The 16654-nt window shown below is 66.0% G+C and carries 20 protein-coding genes; 16 read left to right on the top strand and 4 right to left on the bottom strand.

Translation table 11 applies throughout. The features are described from left to right. Nucleotides 1-164 precede the first annotated feature (164 nt). From AB0H50_RS02165 to AB0H50_RS02215, 11 genes are all read left to right on the top strand, one after another. A complete protein-coding gene (locus tag AB0H50_RS02165) occupies nucleotides 165-563 on the top strand; it encodes a hypothetical protein (protein ID WP_357445331.1) in 399 nt (132 codons plus the stop codon). Beyond that, the gene (locus AB0H50_RS02170) at nucleotides 556-816 is read left to right on the top strand and encodes a hypothetical protein (protein ID WP_357445334.1); all 261 of its coding nucleotides are present in this window, start codon (nucleotides 556-558) and stop codon (nucleotides 814-816) included. The genes AB0H50_RS02165 and AB0H50_RS02170 overlap by 8 nt, the downstream gene beginning before the upstream one ends. Beyond that, nucleotides 806-1309: a hypothetical protein gene (locus AB0H50_RS02175; RefSeq protein ID WP_357445337.1), complete on the top strand. Its 504-nt coding sequence runs from the start codon at nucleotides 806-808 to the stop codon at nucleotides 1307-1309. Before AB0H50_RS02170 ends, AB0H50_RS02175 begins: the two co-directional genes overlap by 11 nt. Then, complete coding sequence (locus AB0H50_RS02180) at nucleotides 1306-1536, top strand: hypothetical protein (protein WP_357445340.1); 231 nt, start codon at nucleotides 1306-1308, stop codon at nucleotides 1534-1536. The genes AB0H50_RS02175 and AB0H50_RS02180 overlap by 4 nt, the downstream gene beginning before the upstream one ends. A 30-nt stretch (nucleotides 1537-1566) precedes the next feature. Further along, entirely contained in the window at nucleotides 1567-2082 is a 516-nt protein-coding gene (locus AB0H50_RS02185; RefSeq protein WP_357445343.1) for a hypothetical protein, read from the top strand. A gap of 336 nt (nucleotides 2083-2418) precedes the next feature. Continuing rightward, nucleotides 2419-2862 (top strand): hypothetical protein, encoded by a 444-nt coding sequence (locus AB0H50_RS02190; RefSeq protein WP_357445346.1) that lies wholly within the window; start codon nucleotides 2419-2421, stop codon nucleotides 2860-2862. Nucleotides 2863-2958: 96 nt separating this feature from the next. Continuing rightward, nucleotides 2959-3189 carry a bifunctional DNA primase/polymerase gene (locus tag AB0H50_RS02195; protein ID WP_357445349.1) on the top strand — a complete coding sequence of 77 codons (231 nt, stop codon included), beginning with the start codon at nucleotides 2959-2961 and terminating at the stop codon, nucleotides 3187-3189. A gap of 58 nt (nucleotides 3190-3247) precedes the next feature. Beyond that, on the top strand, nucleotides 3248-3418 hold the full coding sequence (locus tag AB0H50_RS02200) for a hypothetical protein (RefSeq protein WP_357445353.1): 171 nt from the start codon (nucleotides 3248-3250) through the stop codon (nucleotides 3416-3418). Continuing rightward, nucleotides 3411-3842: a bifunctional DNA primase/polymerase gene (locus tag AB0H50_RS02205; RefSeq protein WP_357445356.1), complete on the top strand. Its 432-nt coding sequence runs from the start codon at nucleotides 3411-3413 to the stop codon at nucleotides 3840-3842. The genes AB0H50_RS02200 and AB0H50_RS02205 overlap by 8 nt, the downstream gene beginning before the upstream one ends. Continuing rightward, nucleotides 3842-4375 carry a bifunctional DNA primase/polymerase gene (locus AB0H50_RS02210; RefSeq protein ID WP_357447214.1) on the top strand — a complete coding sequence of 178 codons (534 nt, stop codon included), beginning with the start codon at nucleotides 3842-3844 and terminating at the stop codon, nucleotides 4373-4375. Before AB0H50_RS02205 ends, AB0H50_RS02210 begins: the two co-directional genes overlap by 1 nt. A gap of 255 nt (nucleotides 4376-4630) precedes the next feature. After that, a complete protein-coding gene (locus AB0H50_RS02215; protein ID WP_357445359.1) occupies nucleotides 4631-8542 on the top strand; it encodes a tetratricopeptide repeat protein in 3912 nt (1303 codons plus the stop codon). Nucleotides 8543-8649: 107 nt separating this feature from the next. Here AB0H50_RS02215 and AB0H50_RS02220 read toward each other — a convergent pair whose 3' ends face one another. Together AB0H50_RS02220 and AB0H50_RS02225 are read right to left on the bottom strand one after the other, a co-directional pair. Next, nucleotides 8650-9540: a hypothetical protein gene (locus tag AB0H50_RS02220; protein WP_357445362.1), complete on the bottom strand. Its 891-nt coding sequence runs from the start codon at nucleotides 9538-9540 to the stop codon at nucleotides 8650-8652. Between the two features lie 552 nt (nucleotides 9541-10092). Beyond that, nucleotides 10093-10716 carry a CHAT domain-containing protein gene (locus AB0H50_RS02225; protein WP_357445365.1) on the bottom strand — a complete coding sequence of 208 codons (624 nt, stop codon included), beginning with the start codon at nucleotides 10714-10716 and terminating at the stop codon, nucleotides 10093-10095. A 246-nt stretch (nucleotides 10717-10962) separates the two neighbouring features. Here AB0H50_RS02225 and AB0H50_RS02230 point away from each other — a divergent pair, with 246 nt between their 5' ends. The 5 genes from AB0H50_RS02230 to AB0H50_RS02250 all read left to right on the top strand — a co-directional run bounded on the left by AB0H50_RS02230 (nucleotide 10963) and on the right by AB0H50_RS02250 (nucleotide 15081). Beyond that, nucleotides 10963-11586 (top strand): bifunctional DNA primase/polymerase, encoded by a 624-nt coding sequence (locus AB0H50_RS02230; RefSeq protein ID WP_357445368.1) that lies wholly within the window; start codon nucleotides 10963-10965, stop codon nucleotides 11584-11586. A 323-nt stretch (nucleotides 11587-11909) separates the two neighbouring features. Beyond that, nucleotides 11910-12923, top strand: coding sequence for a DUF4192 family protein (locus tag AB0H50_RS02235; RefSeq protein WP_357445371.1), 1014 nt, complete (start codon nucleotides 11910-11912; stop codon nucleotides 12921-12923). A 292-nt stretch (nucleotides 12924-13215) separates the two neighbouring features. Beyond that, nucleotides 13216-13458, top strand: coding sequence for a hypothetical protein (locus AB0H50_RS02240; protein WP_357445374.1), 243 nt, complete (start codon nucleotides 13216-13218; stop codon nucleotides 13456-13458). Next, nucleotides 13436-14005, top strand: a complete 570-nt coding sequence (locus tag AB0H50_RS02245; RefSeq protein ID WP_357445377.1) for a sigma-70 family RNA polymerase sigma factor — start codon at nucleotides 13436-13438, stop codon at nucleotides 14003-14005. The genes AB0H50_RS02240 and AB0H50_RS02245 overlap by 23 nt, the downstream gene beginning before the upstream one ends. 38 nt (nucleotides 14006-14043) lie before the next feature. Then, on the top strand, nucleotides 14044-15081 hold the full coding sequence (locus AB0H50_RS02250) for a hypothetical protein (RefSeq protein WP_357445380.1): 1038 nt from the start codon (nucleotides 14044-14046) through the stop codon (nucleotides 15079-15081). Nucleotides 15082-15600: 519 nt separating this feature from the next. Here the strand turns inward: AB0H50_RS02250 and AB0H50_RS02255 are convergent. Next, nucleotides 15601-16029, bottom strand: a complete 429-nt coding sequence (locus AB0H50_RS02255; protein WP_357445384.1) for a hypothetical protein — start codon at nucleotides 16027-16029, stop codon at nucleotides 15601-15603. 135 nt (nucleotides 16030-16164) lie between these two features. Then, a complete protein-coding gene (locus AB0H50_RS02260) occupies nucleotides 16165-16521 on the bottom strand; it encodes a hypothetical protein (protein ID WP_357445387.1) in 357 nt (118 codons plus the stop codon). Nucleotides 16522-16654 lie beyond the last annotated feature (133 nt).

The raw sequence follows: 16654 nt of genomic DNA on the forward strand, positions 1-16654 counted from the left end.
GTGCGGCTGCTGATCCGCGACCGCGGCGACCACGAAACCGAGTGGCGTTACGCCGATCTCGACCCCGCAGCCACTGACGCGCTCGCCGCCGCCCTCGCAGCCCGCCACCACCCATCCCAGTCCCGGCCCGCGGTGCGCTGGCGCACGAACAGGAGGACCCGCTGATGACCGAACCCACCGACCGCCCCCTCGACCCCGAGACTGACGCGGAGTTCACCCGCCGCGTCCTCGAACGCATCGATGCCTGGTTCGACCACCGCCTCGCGGTCGATCGCCGCGTCGACCCGCACGGCGGCACCGCAGCACCCGAGCAGCACAGCGCCGCCGACCCGGTCATGGCGGTCATCGCCGCCGAGCTGCACCAGCTCCACCGCGCCCGAGCGCTTTCGACCGTGGTCACCCGCGGCGGCTACGCCCACTACTCGGTGCGCGTGCAGGCCGTGCATCGCCACCACGTCGTGCTCGCCAGCGACACCCAGCCCGGCGTGCTGCTGCCGCTGAGGTTCATCGAATCCGTCCAACGCCTCACCGCTGCCACCGAACAGGAGCCGAGCTATGCCTGACGACGAGATAAGGCCGCTGTCGCGGGAAGAAACCCTCACCCTGCTGCTGGAGGGCCTGCCCGAGTATCTCGCCTCCGTGCACCGGATCATCGAATTCGCCCGCGGCATGGCCGAGGGCCTCGGCGGCGATACCCGCGTGGTCATGGATCACCTACTGGACCGGCACGAACGCCCCGAGCGGCTCGTGCGCCTGAGCGTGCACGCCCTGCGGACCCCACCAGACTCCGAAGCCGGTGGTGACCATGAGAATTGATCTCGCCCGGTATCTGGCGCGGGTGCAGCTCGACCCGAACCATCAGCGGTATCTGCGCGAGGAGGCGCTCCCGGGCGGGCCAGTGCTGATTGTCGGCCACCACGCCGCCTTCGCCACCAGCCCCCGCCCCGGAACACCCATCGCTGTCTTCCCCGGCATCGAACCCGCCACCCCCGCAACCGATTACCCGATTCTGGCGTTGGTGCGCGTCGAACACGCCACCGGCGTCATCACCGTCGCCGACGACGGCACCAGCCGAATCCACTGGGAGGAGAACGTGTTCCCAGGGTTGCCGACCGGGATCAGCTGGTATCTGCGCCCCGCCGAGCTCGACCCGGCCACCGGTCGTTGGGTTCTCGCTGCCGGCCGGTGGGCCGCCGGAGGCTGCCACGCACAGTTGCCGCGCTCGGTCACCACCCAGGTGCCCGGCGCGCCCAGCTCGGTGGCCATCCACGACCAGGATTCCCACACCGGACGGCGCTGGCCCTCATGATCCGCAGCGCCGCCGAGTTGATGGCCTGGATCCACGCGCATCTCCCCGAACTCGACGAGGACCGCTACGAACCCTGGCAGGCCCAACCTCCCGTGCCGGGGGCGCTGTGCGCGTGGATTCAGGTGCGGATTCACACACCCGGGCGCGCCGACGCCTTCACCCGCCTCACCCTCGCCGCCGCACCCATCCCCGACAGCGACCCCCAATCCCCCGCCACCGCGCTCTGATGTCGCGGCGTCTACCGAATCGAGGTGAACATGACCGACACACCCCTGCCACCACGCCCGCCTCGACCACCGGGTTCCACGCGAGTGCCGGTGCTGGTGCGGCTGTCCAACAAGCCGACGGCGGCGGGCATGGTCGTGCCCTTCGTCACCCTGGCCCACCGTGATCGCTCCCGCCCGGTCTGGGGCAAACTCGACCACACGCGGTTACAGAAAATTCTGTGGCACAAGCTGTGTCAGATCTGCGGCGACCCTCTCACCGAGCGGGTCGTGCTGTATATCCGGCCCTCGGACTACCTACGCGGGCTCACCCCCGAACCTGGCATGCACCCCGAATGCGGGTGGTACTCCACACGCGCATGCCCGATGCTCGCCGGCGCCGTGCACCGCTACAACCCACACCCGCCCGAAAGCTTCGGCCCCTGCGAGGACCCCGAGTGCGGCTGCCGCCGCTGGGTAGTTCCCGAACCCGACCCCCGCGACGGCACCCGGGAGGGCAAACCCGCCGAAGCCTGGTACGAAGCCTGGCTGTACCTGCGCGACTACTAGATCATCACCGACCCCGGCGACGAGAACACCGCACCCGCAGTCGGGGTCGACCTGCGCCCTGCCACGCGAATCCGCAAGCTCCGCAAGGTGCGCGACGCCGCCCCCGGCAGCGAGGACGACCAGCCCGTGGACCTGCTTGCGGCGCTCATCCTCACCCGCGCGATCTTCGGTGAAGGTGGTGGCCTCCGGTGACCGGCACCGCGCAGAAGGTGCGCGCCACGCCGCTGCGTCGCGTGCACCAACCACCCGCGCAGGGCCAACCTGATCGGGGCAGCCCCGATTCGGCCTCGATCTCGCCTTACTCGCCACCACCCGCCGATGCCGTGAAGGACTCCCATGAAGAAACCGATCGACCTGTGGTTCCCGCTGTCGCAGGTGCGTGTCGTGGCCGAGCACGCCCTCGCCGCGCCCGAGCACAGCCAGTCACTGGTCGAACAGTTCGAAGGCACGCCTGCGCAGCCGTCGCTGGTGTGGGTCAAGGATGACGGCACCTACCTGCTCAGCAACGGGTGCCCACGCCAGCCCGCCGACCCCGAGCATCCCGAAGGACCGATCACGGTGGTCTACGCCCACCGCTGGGGACCGGGAACCGGGGGGCGCATTGTTTCCACCGCGGTCGGCGGCGACGACTTCGCCGAGTACCTGCCCCTGCATCAAACCGTCACTCGCGGCACAACGTTGATCGACGCGATCCGCAGCGCGGACCCCGAGGCATGGATGGTCATCACCGTCGAACCCGACACCTATCGCCTCCGGATCACCGACGCCCAACCACGCTGAGCCGTCCTCACCCAATCCCGCCACGCCGCACCGCACCCGGCCAAGGCCGGGAACTCGCGGCATGTCCGGGCGTCACCGCGACGAAACGGAGCATTTGTGAACAGCGTCCTCGCCGAGCCCGCGGCGGGGCTGGTGGCCATCGCGCTCGGCCACGCCCGGCGCGGCTTCCGCATCTTTCCCCTGCACCCCTATAGCAAGTCACCGGCGATCAACCAGTGGGAACAGCACGCCAGCTGTGACCCCTTCCGCATCCGCGACTGGTGGGATCGCTGGCCAGGGAACAACATCGCCATCGCCTGCATGGCGCCACGTCCGCGACGGCCGTGACGTTCTCACCGAACTCGCCGCCCGCGCCAACCAGCCGCTGCCGGTACCGACCTATGCCATGTCCACCCCTTCGGTTATCAGCGGGTGGTTCGGTCACCGCAACAACGTCATCGACGAATCGTTTGTACCGGAACCAATTTCGTTATCGCAGTGCTATCAACAAGGCGGCAACGACGATCACGCCACCAGTTTCGTGCGGCGGCTGGAAGGGATGGTTGTGCGTGTCTAGCCGTGATCTCCTCAAGTTGGCGTTGGCGTTGGCGTTGGCGGCGGCGGCCAGGGGGTGGTGTGTGTTTCCTCTGGTTCCGGGCAGGAAGACGCCGGCGATACGGTCCTGGGAGGATCGCGCAACCTGTGACCCTACGGCGGTCCGCCGGCTTTGTGCCCCCGCAGCGCGCTACAACATCGGTGTTGCCACCGGTAGGTCAGAACTGGTCGTGGTCGACTTGGACGACGACCTCGCTCGTACTTCATCGCAGGAGTCTTCGGCGAAAAGTCACGGCCTCGATACGTTGGCAGCCTTGGCATCTAGTGAAGGCGCAGTATTTCCTGACGACACTTTCGGCGTGGTAACGCCGAGCGGATTCCATTTGTATTTTCGCGTTCCTGCCGGGTTCGAGTTTCGCAACACCGCAGGTAGGCTCGGCCGCTGATCGACACACGGGCGCATGGCGGGTACGTCGTAGCTCCAGGATCGACAGTGGGCGGCCGCCGTTACCGCATCCTTCGTGATACGCAGGTCATGGAGCTGCCTCAATGGCTCACGTATCGGCTGATGCCCGCACCGCCGCCGACAGCAGCACCGCCCATGCAGTTACCGTCCCCGCGCGCGGACGCCTACGTGCGAGCGATTCTCGACGGCGAATCGCGCAACGTTGCACGGGCACAGATCGGTTCCCGCCACGATGCCCTGCTCAGGGCCGCGGTGAAGTTGGGGCGGCTCGTCGCCGCCGGTGAACTGGCCGAATCAACGGCCCATGCAGTTCTGGAACATACTTCCGCTGAACATCTCGGCGTCGCCGACTACACCCAGCAGGAGGTGCGGCGCACGATCGACGACGGCATCGTCTACGGCAAGCAGTTTCCGCGCCGAATTAGGAGCCCTGACCTTCATCGACCCCCAGCAACCACCAAAACGTACGCTAGCAGCTGCTTACCGGACGCTCGACACCTATCTGCTTCGTAGTGCTGTCAGATTGGACGCATTGCGTCAAACCCCGAAAGGTACTTGCCGCTCACTGGGATTCGGGGCTCGGTGAAGATTGACCTCCGGCCTTACTGTCCGACAACGGTATTCACCCCGAGGTACTGCACAGCGGTTAGAAGACGGCTGTGCTCCACGTATTTCGACTGATCGTCCTCGTTGCCGGACGTCCACGTACCGAGGATCTCTAGGCTGGAGCCTAGATGGTAGCCAGCGCGAGGATTGAGGGAGGACGCGATGGTAGCGGAGGAATCGGCACACCAGAGGAACACGCGCATTGACACGCTGCGGGCCGAGATCAGAGACCGACTGCAGAAAGCGGGGTCGGGTGACTGGGAGGCGGTCTTGCATCCAAAGGCATTGGGGCGAGCGCGAGAACTGGCCACTTTGATAGACGACGATGGTGGCGCAGATATCGGGTCGCGGTGGCTGTTGGGTTGGCTGCACTGGCACCGCCACATCCTTTTGCCAAGGGGCCGCGACGAGCTGGACCTGCACACGGTGGTAGAGATGATGACCGGATGTTTCCTCGCCGGAGTTGGGCCACTACCCGAGCCATTGTTGCCCGTTCTAGCCGATCGGGCGGATATTGCCGCCGTCGCCTTCCTACACGACGCGCTCAGTCAAGCTGACCCGCGCCTCATCACCGCCGCGGTGGAGCTGTCGCGGCGCATACTGGGAGCCACCCCCAACGACCACCCCGACCTGGCAGCGCGGATGTCCAAGCTCGGCATCGCGCTGTGGGCTCGTTTCGAGCATCTGGGGGCGCGCGAGGATCTCGACGAGGCCGTGCAAGTAGGGCGCGAGGCGATGGCCGCCACCCCCACCAACCACCCCAACCGGGCCACCATCCTGTCCAGCCTCGGGAACGCATTGGAGACTCGTTTCGAGTGTGTGGGGGCGCGCGAGGATCTCGACGAGGCCGTGCAAGTAGGGCGCGAGGCGATGGCCGCCACCCCCACCAACCACCCCAACCGGGCCGCCATCCTGTGCAACCTCGGGAACGCATTGCGGGCTCGTTTCGAGTGTGTGGGGGCGCGCGAGGATCTCGACGAGGCCGTGCAAGTAGGGCGCGAGGCGGTGGCCGCTATCGGTGCTGATCACCCGGACCGGCCCGCGGTGCTGACCAGCTTCGGCAACACTTTGCAGGCTTGTTTCGAACGTGCGGGGGTTCTCGAGGATGTGGACGAGGCCGTGCAGGTAGGGCGCGAGGCGGTGGCCGCCACCCCCACCGACCACCCCGACGTAAGAGGGAGGCTGTCCAACCTCGGGATCGCATTGCGGGCTCGTTTCGAGCGTGTGGGGGCGCGCGAGGATCTCGACGAGGCCGTGCAAGTAGGGCGCGAGGCGGTGGCCGCCACCCCTGCTGACCACCCCGATTTGGCCGGGTGCTTGTCCACCCTCGGCAGCGTTTTGCTTACCCGTTTCGAGAGTGGGGGCGCGCGTGAGGATCTGGAAGAGGCCGTGCAGACACTGCGTGGCGCGGTGGCCGCCGTCCCTGCTGACCACCCCGCCCAGGCCCGGCGGCTGTCCAACCTGGGGGCTGCCCTGTGGACCCGTTTCGAGCGTGTGGGGGTTCGGGAAGATCTGGACGAGGCCGTCCAGGTGCTGCGTGGCGCGGTCGCTGCAACCCCCACCGACGACCCCAGGCGGGCCACCATCCTGTCTAACCTCGGAATCGCGCTGCGGGCTCGTTTCGGACGTGCGGGGGAGCGCGAGGATCTGGACGAGGCCGTCCACGTGCTGCGTGGCGCGGTCGCTGCAACCCCCACCGACCACCCCGACCTGGCCCGACGTCTATCCAACTGGGGTGCCGCATTGCAGGCTCGCTTCGAGCGTGCCAGCGCGCGCGAGGATCTGGACGAGGCCGTCCAGGTGCTGCGTGGCGCGGTCGCTGCAACCCCCACCGACCATCCTGATCTAGTCTGGCGGCTGTCGAACCTCGGGACCGCCCTGTGGACTCGTTTCGGACGTGCGGGGGAGCGCGAGGATCTGGACGAGGCCGTCCAGGTGCTGCGTGGCACGGTCGCTGCAACCCCCACCGACCACCCCAACCTGGCCTGGTGCTTGTCCAACCTCGGGGCTGCACTGCAGGCCCGTTTCGGGTGCGCGGGGGAGCGCGAGGATCTGGAGGAGGCGGTGCAGACGCTGCGTGGTGCGGTCGTTGCCACCCCAACCGATCACCCCAACCTGGCCCGCATGCAATCCAACCTCAGCAACGTATTGCGGGCTCGTTTCGAGCGTGAGGGGGAGCGCGAGGATCTGGAGGAGGCCGTGCAGTTGGGGCGGGAGGCGGTGACCGCAAGCCCTACCGACCACCCCGACCTGGCCGGATACTTGAGGAACCTCGGGAATGCTTTGCGAATCCAGTTCGATCGTGAGGGAGTTCGAGAGGATCTGGACCAAGCCGTCGAGGCATTGACGCAAGCAGCGAACCTGCCTGGGGCGAGTGCGTCGGATCGTATTCTGGCTGGCTACGGTGCCGGTCTGCTGATAGCTTCGCGGGAGCCTGCGCGCGCGGCAACACTGTTGACTGCAGCGGTGCTTTTGTTGCCGCAGGTTGCACCGCGCCAGTTGCATCGCGCGGATAAGCAGTACGCGCTTGGGGGATTCGCCGGGCTGGCCGCCGACGCCGCCGCGCTCACTTTGAGCGACCCGACTGCACCTGCCGACCAGCGTGCGAGCACCGCGCTACGGCTACTGGAATCGGGCCGCGCGGTGATGCTCAGTCAAGCTCTGCATGTCCGCGGCGATCTCACCCAGCTCGCCCGCAGGCACCCCGACCTTGCCGACCGATTCATCCGGCTGCGCGACCAACTCGACCACACCCCCGACATCGTCGTCCCTGCCACACTCACCTCCCCCACTGTCGGCGCGCCTCCCACAGCGGAGCGCACCGCGCTAGATCGGCATCAGCTAGCCCGCGAGTTCGATGACTTGCTGACCCGCATACGTGGGGTGGAAGGGTTCCCAACCTTCGGGTTGCCGCCCTCGCGTGAGCAATTGGTCGCCCAGGCCATGCACGGCCCGGTTGTGGTACTCAACGTAAGTCGATATCGCAGCGACGCTCTGCTGGTCACTCCTACCGGCGTCGAGAACATGCCACTGCCTGACTTGGCGCTGGGCACGCTCGTAGACCATGTGATTTCCTTTCATGCCGCCCTCTCTGCCGTCAGCAGTCCGGCATCGACCTTTTCCCAGCGACGCAAGGCCCAAGGACAATTGGTCCAGGTCCTGGAATGGTTGTGGGACACAGCCGTCGGACCAGTCCTGAACGCACTCGGCTACACCGAATCCCCGGCTCCAGGCATGCAATCACCGCGTGTGTGGTGGATTCCTGGTGGAGTTCTCGGCCTGCTCCCTGTCCACGCCGCCGGATACCACTCCCAATCCGCCGGGCGAACTGCCCTGGACCGGGTTGTGTCGTCCTACACCCCCACCATCACCGCCCTGCGCCATGCCCGCCGGAGTCTACCCGCCGACCTTTCCGCTACACCCCGACGTGCATTGATCGTAGCGATGCCCACCACCCCTAACCTGCCCGACCACAATCTGGACTACGCGTCCGCGGAAGCTCGTACAGTGGCCAACCACCTCCCTGGCGCGCTTACCCTCACCGGACCCGATCCTGGCGATTACCTTATCGATGCAAGCGTGCCCACCACAGCCGCGGTCCTTGAAGTGCTACCCACCCACGCTATCGTGCATTTCGCCTGCCACGGTTTCAGCGACCCTACCGACCCCTCCCGCAGCCGCCTACTGCTGCACGACCACAGCAGCAACCCCCTCACTGTCGCAGCACTGGCCACTCTCCACCTCGACCACGCCCAACTGGCCTACCTCTCGGCTTGCGAGACCGCGCTCACGGCAAACACTAAACTCGTCGATGAAGCCATCCATCTCACCTCCGCCTTCCAACTCGCTGGCTATCCCCACGTCATCGGAACTCTCTGGGCCATAAACGACCACATCGCCTCCGACATCGCTGACATTTTCTACAGCACCCTCACCCTCACCACCACTGACCCCCATGCCGCTTTCGATACGAACTGCGCCGCCCGAGCGCTCCATGACACCATCCGCACTGTCCGCGACCAGCACCCCACCAAACCCTCCCTCTGGGCTGCCTACCTCCACGCCGGCGCATAACCGGGCCGCATCCTATCCACACAGCACATCAGCAACGCCCGAACGGCAGTGACCGATCCACAGACGCCACCGGAAGTGCCAGCGACACAGAGGATCCAGTGCCCTGCTCAGTCAGCAAGCGGCGACTGGGGATCCCACCGACTCTTTCGCATCAGAGTCGTGACAGCAGCACCGCGCGCTGGAGTGATCGGCCCGGTGGCGGGCCCTTCCAAGCGGGTGAACAGGTCTGCACCGTAGAGATCCATAGCCGACTCAACCAGATCGGTGAGAGTTGTCGTCGCCAGCCGGGCCTTCATCACCCCGGCAGTCGCCGTGATCACGGCGATCAATGCTGCTGGCCACCACCAGACCGCAAGGCCCACATAGAGAACCGACCACCCGACCAGACCGGCAGCTGCGACGAACAAGTCACGGGCAGTCCCGATCTCGGTCCGAGCCGTGTCGGGAAGGATGAGCCACAAGCGAGGCCACGCCGAGTTGAGGTCGAGACCGTAGGTGCGATGGATGCGGATCTCGCACACACGCAACCGATCCCCAATCCAAGTAGGACGGTGGGGCTCAAGAAGACAGATACGATCGGTTCGGGCGATCGCACGGCGAACCTGCGCTGGCGTCGAGATCGGATCGTCGGCTATCTCCTTGGCGCGACAGGAGCGCTTACGCCGCCAGTTGACGAGCCAGCGGGCGGGGCGATGTCTACCGGAACTGACCCAGATCAGTTCGACGACCCGGCCGAGTGCTCCCGCGGCCAGCGCCACGGCCACCGAAGCAGCCAGCACGACCCCCAGAACAAGCACAAGCCCACCGGTCGACCGCAAGACCGAGCTCCCTGCCCAGGCAGTAATCCGATGCCCGACCAGCGAGTACTCCAGTGCATGCCGCTGCCCGAGAATCCCAGCCACCACCACTGCAGCCAGGTACAGCAAGCCCGGCACGGTAAGATAAGCCCCCCACCGCTCGGCAAGCTTCTTGCCGAATTCTCCCAAGACAGCGGTCACAGCGGAAGCGGTCCCGCCTCCAGCGGACGGCCGAGGGCACCACACACCGGCGCCGACTGCGCCGCGAGGACACGCCCCCGCCCAACACATTGCTGTGCCGGGCATACCCACCACCGCGCCCCGGAATCCCGTTCCCCGCCGGGCCACGCCTCGAACGCCCGACTCGAAGGCGGATAGATACCGTCACCATCTGCTTGTCTGAGGGCTCCATCGAGAGCATCCAGGTCAGCTTCCAGTACCGGATCGACCCTACCGTCGCGTACCGCTTCCCGGGCGCGAATGAACCGCGCCTCCACACCGACTCGCCGCATCGACTCGGCCAACGTATCGTCACCAAGTTCACGGCAGAATGCCGCGACCTTGTCCGCCAGGCTCAAACTCATATCCACCACCCCCGAATGACAGATCCCGGATTCACGCGGCCCACGGTATCCGGTGTCCCCGACAGAAGTGAAGCGTCCTAGCTTGGTTGGAGTCTCTATCGGACCCAGGACGCTTCATTACCGGACTGCTCCCGAGCCGCCTCCCGAACCCGGGTGCATTGCCAACCGCTCATGCACCGGTGTGCGTATAGCAGGCCCATAGCACCGGAGTGGTGGGAAAGTCGTCACGCAGGGCGCGGACGGCGTCGTGCAGGGCTAGAGCCGCACGGTCGGTTTCCATTTCGCCTCCCTCGCCGGGCGTGATTTTGGCGTAGAAGGTGTCGGCGATCGTCACCGAGGTTCGATCGTCGATTGGCCACAGGGTACCGACAACATGCCGATATCCGGCGAGCTGGAATGCCGACGCGAGGTGGATGCTCTCATCGATGAGATGGGCGTGGTAAGTGAGTGCAGTCTCGCAGGCTGAAAGGTATGCCAGCCGGGCGTGGTCGAGATGTATCGGTGCGAGTGCATCGACAGTGAAAGGTGAGTCGGCGTGGTCGTGAAGCAACATCCGGCTCTGTGATGGGTCTACCGGGTCGACCACTCCGTGACACGCGAAGTGGGCAATCGTGCATTCGGTCAGTAGGTTCAACACGGTATCTCGGGTGGGTATGGCGGTCCCCGGCGTGATCGGTTCCAGGCTGCTGTCGGGTTCGATCAAAGTCACTGCTGCAGGCAGACGCTCGGCGGCGCAAGCCCGCGCGGGGACTGCTGGCGCACCTGTCTGCTCGGGTGGCACCGCAACCCTCATCGCTGGTGCGGGTACGTCGGACTCGACGGGATCGTCCTCCGCTTCTGCTGCCGAACGAGATTCAAGCGGTCCTCGCCGCGCTGCCTCGGCGCAGAGGCCCTAGCGCGTCAGCATCCGCAACCCGTCTTCGGCAGCATCAAGCTCGGAAGTTACCCTGCGCAGCCACCACAATGCTCCTGGCGCCACCCCCACACTCAGCCCGCATCGGCCGACGACACAGCTCGTCCTGACCACTCGTTTCTCCAATTGCATCAACGTTCTGAGCAGGCAAGATACTGGCCGAACTTCCTCCCTCAGATAACCTCGAGCGGGATGCACCTGCACTACCGTGCGCCCTCGAAACCGCCGTTGCGCAACACGATCGAACGCCTGGGCTGGCGCATCGACAGCCGCGGGGAAGGCGGCTACGTCGTGGCCGCCGGATCACACCTCGACCACGGCACCTACCAGCTGCTCGATGATCGAGAACCGATCACGTTACCGCACTGGCTGATCCCGCTGCTGACGCCACCACCGCCACCACCCGCGCCGTCGGCGGCCGCGGTGTCGATCGCCCATCCCGACGCCTACGTCCACGCCGCGCTGCTCAACCAGGCCAACCGGATACGCACCGCCCGCACCGGTACCCGGCATCGCGCGGTGCTGTTGGCGGCCAACAGCCTCGGCCGTCTCGTCGGCGCGGGACTGCTCGACCACGAGCACGCCCACACGGTCTTGTTCGAGGCATCCCGGATACACGTCGGGGTCGATGATTTCACCGAGGCCGAAGCCGTGCGCACCATCACCGACGGGCTGACCTACGCCGCAGCCCGCACCGCCCCCGCCGGGTCGTGGTCCCTTGTCCGGCCGCCATGGCGGCGGGCGCATTAGAGTGTGGCCAGGGTCGGGGTTATCCAGGGGGTCACACACTCTCTTCCCACCGCGTTTGCGTGGTTCGATCCCGACGCCGCCCGCACCGACTCGTCGTGCTGTGCATGATCCTGTCGGCGCAGAGGCGCGTGGGTGGGCGTTGCTCCGTCCCCTCCGGGCACACCCACCTTCCCTCTCGCGTGCTCCACGCACGATCACACCTTGTCGCCGGGCTCGCATTCCACCCCCCGCGGCATGCTGCCTCGCTTGCGCTCTACTCGTCATTGCGCCGCGGACGCGAGGCATGCCCACCGTCCACCACTGCCAGCTCATCAGGAGGTTCTGTGCCGTCCATCCATGCTCCAGAGAGCTTGATCACCGCGACCCTGACATCGTTGCCGCAGCTGCCACCGCGGTCGCTGCTGTTGTTCGCACTCCGCGAGACCGGCTGCTCTTCAGCCCCGTACAGGATCGACGCGCTGTACAGTCACGATCTCTATGCCGCCGACGGCCAGCTGGCGACCGCGGCGATCCTCGAGGCCGCCCAACACGTCTACGCCTCATGGCGTCCTGATGCAGTAGCGGTGATCATCATCGACGAACCCGCACCCCACCGCCCGGTGCCCATCCCCGACCACCGGGAACTGGCCACACTGCTAGGTGAACGGCTCGCCGAGACGAACACCTCATTGGTCGGGGCGTGGACGATCACCGCAACCGAGCCCGGCAGCAGCTGGGTGAGCCTGCTCGACGACCAGTCCGGCGTGCTGACCAGCCCGCCCCCCGATCCAGCCGCCGCACCGCAGCCAGGCAGCGTCGTCGGCTCCGGCCCCGCCCCTGACGCGGTCGATGGGACGGCACCACGGTCTGCTCCCGGCCGTGACCCGAACGTGTTCGCCGACGATCTCGACCAGGCCCTTGCGCCGGTTCGCAGCCGGCTACGGCTGGTCCTGGCCCTGGCCCATGCCGTCAACGCAGGCGTCGAGCTGCGCATCGAAGTGCTGGCGGAGCTGGCCGAGGCGCTGGAAGACCCCGTGGTGCGCGATGCGCTCTACGCCTTCGCGGTCGGCCCGAACGGACCGATCGCGGTGAAGCTGTGGACGCTGCTGATGCGTGAGCTGCCGATCCGCCGACGCTGCTTGCCCGCGATGCTGGCTGCTCTCACCCACTACACCAGCGGCGAGAGCGCCCGCACGGCCGCCGCGACGATCCAGACCGCGCTCACCGAACGGCCCGACGATCCGACCTTGCAGACGCTGGCGACCGCGATCACCGCCGCTGTACCGGCCGAACTGCTGCGCACCGTCGCCCACGGCGGACGCTGCACCGCCGCCGATCTGGGCATCGACATCGCCTGATGAGGCTACATCGGCGGCAGTGACGTCGGAATTCACCGATACGAGCACATCGATAAACCGGGCGACGCCAGCATCGACCGATCGACGTCACCGCGATTCACCGATAGCGCCAACCAGCCGTGCCACACCGACCACGCTGATCGATATCGCCAACGGCAGCACGGACATCGTAGCTGCCGGATCTCCGCATCGAGGCGATCGCTTTCGCGAATTTCGCATTCTCGGTGCACGTTCGGGCGCGCGCAAGCCTCTACCTCTGTGACACCGAGTTCGAGGAGAGGAACGGAGTCGGATGAGTGTAGAACTCGCCGGTCTGATCGTGGGCATCGTCGGAAACGTCTTGGCGCTCATCGCTGTTTGGCTACGGCTACGGTGGAAGGCCATCGAGCTGCGAGGACACCGTCGGCAGATGGTCGAGCTCGTGCAGGTGCTGCCGCTGAACAGTTGCGTGGACACCCACCATGGCCCGGGCGGGCTGCGCACCCGGTTGACCGTGGGACGAGCGAGGGAGCATGGCGATGATCGACGAGCCTGATCAGATCGGTGGCGCCGACGTGCGAGTTCCGCCGACGATGACCTCGGCACAGGTCACGCCGGATGTCGAGCAGCGCGAAGCGTTTCGGGCGTTCTACCGTGACTTCACCCCGAAGCTCGTCGCGTTCCTCATCCAGCACGGCGCGCGGACGGTCGACGCGGCCGACATCGTCCAAGAGACGATGATGCTGGCGTGGCGGAACTGGTCGACCATCGAACACCCCAAAACCTGGACGCGCACCGTGGCCAGCCGCAATCTGGTCCGCCGCATCGCCAGCATCACCGAGGACCTGATCGCAGAGCCGGAACAATCGGCGCTTCTCGGGTCATCTCATGAGGTCGACGACTGGGTAGCACAGCACGACCTCGTCCGGGAGATGGCTGCCCTTCCCCCGCGGCAACGGCAGATGATGGCCTGGACGTTGGCGGGCTACAAACCGGGTGAGATCGCCGAACAGTTGACGCTCGACCCCGCCACCGTCCGCTCGAACCTGCGGAAGGCTCGGAAGACTCTTGCGATGCATCGGGACAGGAGCGCGCAGCAATGACCAAATCCCTACACCGACGCCGTTCGCGGGACCGGACGATGGCCGAACTGCATCGGGATTTCGTCACCGGTCTGGCCGAGCGGCTCGACATCGAGACCGGCCTGCGCGAGGTGCTTCTCGAGGAGCGGCATGCCGATTTCGTCGACCAGGTACGCGACAACCTCGACATCGAGGCAGGCCTAGCGGCCATCATCCCCCCGGAACTCCCCGCTGAACTGATCCAGGAGCATCCAGAAGACGATGCTGATGCCGGTTCATTGCAGTGGGCTTCGCGCGAACTCGCGCTCATGCCGCTGTCGACACGACTGACCCTGCGCGCCAAGTACGCACCGGGATTGGGCGCGGCGGTGCGTGACGTGCTGACCATCGGTCAAAGCGCTTCACTCAACGAGGGTCATCTTCGTGATGTTCGTGGACACCTCGAGCCGATCTTCAAGCCCCTCAACGTGGGCGTCATCTACGTCAACGCCCCCACAGGACTCGGGCGGACGGAGGCTGTCCGGATGTACGCGGAGTCATTGAAGAACTTCGAGAAGTCGGGAGAGGATGGCGATGCCGACGCATGGTTTTTCGACGCGCTGACTGAGCTCCGCCAACGACCTGGGAGGACAAGCCGCCAAGAAATCGGTGATCAAATCTTGCACCTGCAGATCACGACACCGTTCATCGCAGGGATGGGTCCGACGCGGACCCCGGATCCTGTAGGGCCGCACCAGTGGGTGGCCATGGTCGGGGAGTTCGTACAGTGGATGCTCGATCGTGCCGATGACGCAGTGGCGACCGCAAGCGGCGAGAGGCGAGGCCCCGAAGCCGTGCACCAAGAGATCAGTGACGCCTTGGCCGAGCTGATGAGTCACCTCGGGTGCCTCGAGCAGATGCTCAACGACTTCATCGGTGCCGATCTACGCGACGTCGACCTCGCCGGAGTGCCGCTGAACGGAGTGCGTTGGTCGGCGGCGACCACCCGCTGGCCGGAACACTGGATCGAGCAGATCGAACGCGACTCCGTATCGATTGGCGACGGGGTGTTCGAAATCCATTACGGCACCACCGCCTACACCGACACGCGCGTGTAGAAGCGGCCGTCGGCGCGTCGTCACAACCAGTTACGGTCGATGACGCGCCGATCGCGGCGGAGACCGCGCACGTCGCAGACCAGCACCGAAGCCGACCGCCCAGTCGGTGAACGCTGGGCCTACGCCGCTAGCCGCAGCGCGCACCACACCGGCCGTCACCGGCGCTGGGCCAAGGCACCCGAGCCGCAGCGGAACGACCCAAACCACGACCGTTGGCCAGCGCCGGTGGACACCTTCACCCACTGGTTGTTCGGTGCTTGCAACTCCACCTGAACCTCGACTCGCCGAGGCACACCCTCCTTCAGCGATCGTTCCACTGGGGTTGTCGGGATCGGTGATTGCGGTGGATGCGGACCTCGCTCGCGCCGGCCAACCACCATCTGCGCAACCAGGCGCCCGCCGACTCCCCGTCCGGACCGAAGTACGGCTGTGCGTCCGAATCCGAATCCCACCCACCCGATGCATTCGTCATGACAACTACGACGCAACCGGCGACGGTCCGGTTCCCGTGATCGGCGGCTAATACTTTTCTGGTTGCCCCCACCGGTTGACCGGCCGCTGCGGGAAGGTCACCCCGTCTTCCCTGGCGGCGACGGCCTCTGCTGGCGCGATGAAATCCAAGAAGATCCATTTCTCACCGGACTGCACGGGAACATGCAGACTCGCGATCCACCGACCATCGGCCAACCGATGCCACCCGCGCAGCTCACCCGGCATCCGACCACCCAAACGCAGTCCATGGCTGCGCACGCTGGCCGAGACCTCTGAATCGGTTTCGCTGGGCTCGGTGGGCAGCAAGCGATCGATGTCGACGAAGATCGGCCGCGGCGGACTGCATGGCCGCCACACATTCCACTGCCGATTATCGAACACATATTCGAGTGTCTCATGATGTGACAACCAAGTGAAGCCGCCCGGGCTGGTGTGACTGACCACGCTATCTGTCACCTGAACACGCTATCTGTCACCACGCACCTGGCCGGACTGCTGCTGGCCGGGTTACCGATCCGAGGCATGAGCAGATGTCGATTCGAGCGCTAGACATATAGGCGACGACGGCCCGCATTCGACCGCCTGTCAGGCTCAGTCCTCACCCAAGTAGCGCAGGGCCACGTCTGCGAGTATCTCGTCAGTGAGGTGGGACTTGCACCCATGCGAACGCACATACACCCCTTCGTCGACGATGAGTACAACCTGAATGTAGTCGCCGCTGGGGGTTGCGGCCTCGCCGTCGAGGAGCAGCCAGCACTCACCATCCGGTTCCCAACGGCGTTCGCCGTTGCGGTCGACCGGCTTGTGGATCTTGGTATTGGTGGGCACCCGATGCTGCCTCATTAGATCTGCGAACTTCCGTACGCTTTCGGCCATTCGTGTCGCGTCCTGCTCCGCGTCGGCCTTGGCCTGCCGTGCCCGCCGGAGGGCGTCGTCAAAACTGCTCATGCCAAGGCATGATCCGCCCGAAGGATCCGAATCATCTGATATCGACATAAATTACGGGATGTTCTGGCCACGTGGGCGCTAGGCCGGTCAGCCGTTGCGTAACGCGTTGGTCAGTCACAGCTGGTTGCACCCC

It is taken from the genome of Nocardia sp. NPDC050793, assembly GCF_040654065.1.
Classification (GTDB): Bacteria; Actinomycetota; Actinomycetes; order Mycobacteriales; family Mycobacteriaceae; genus Nocardia.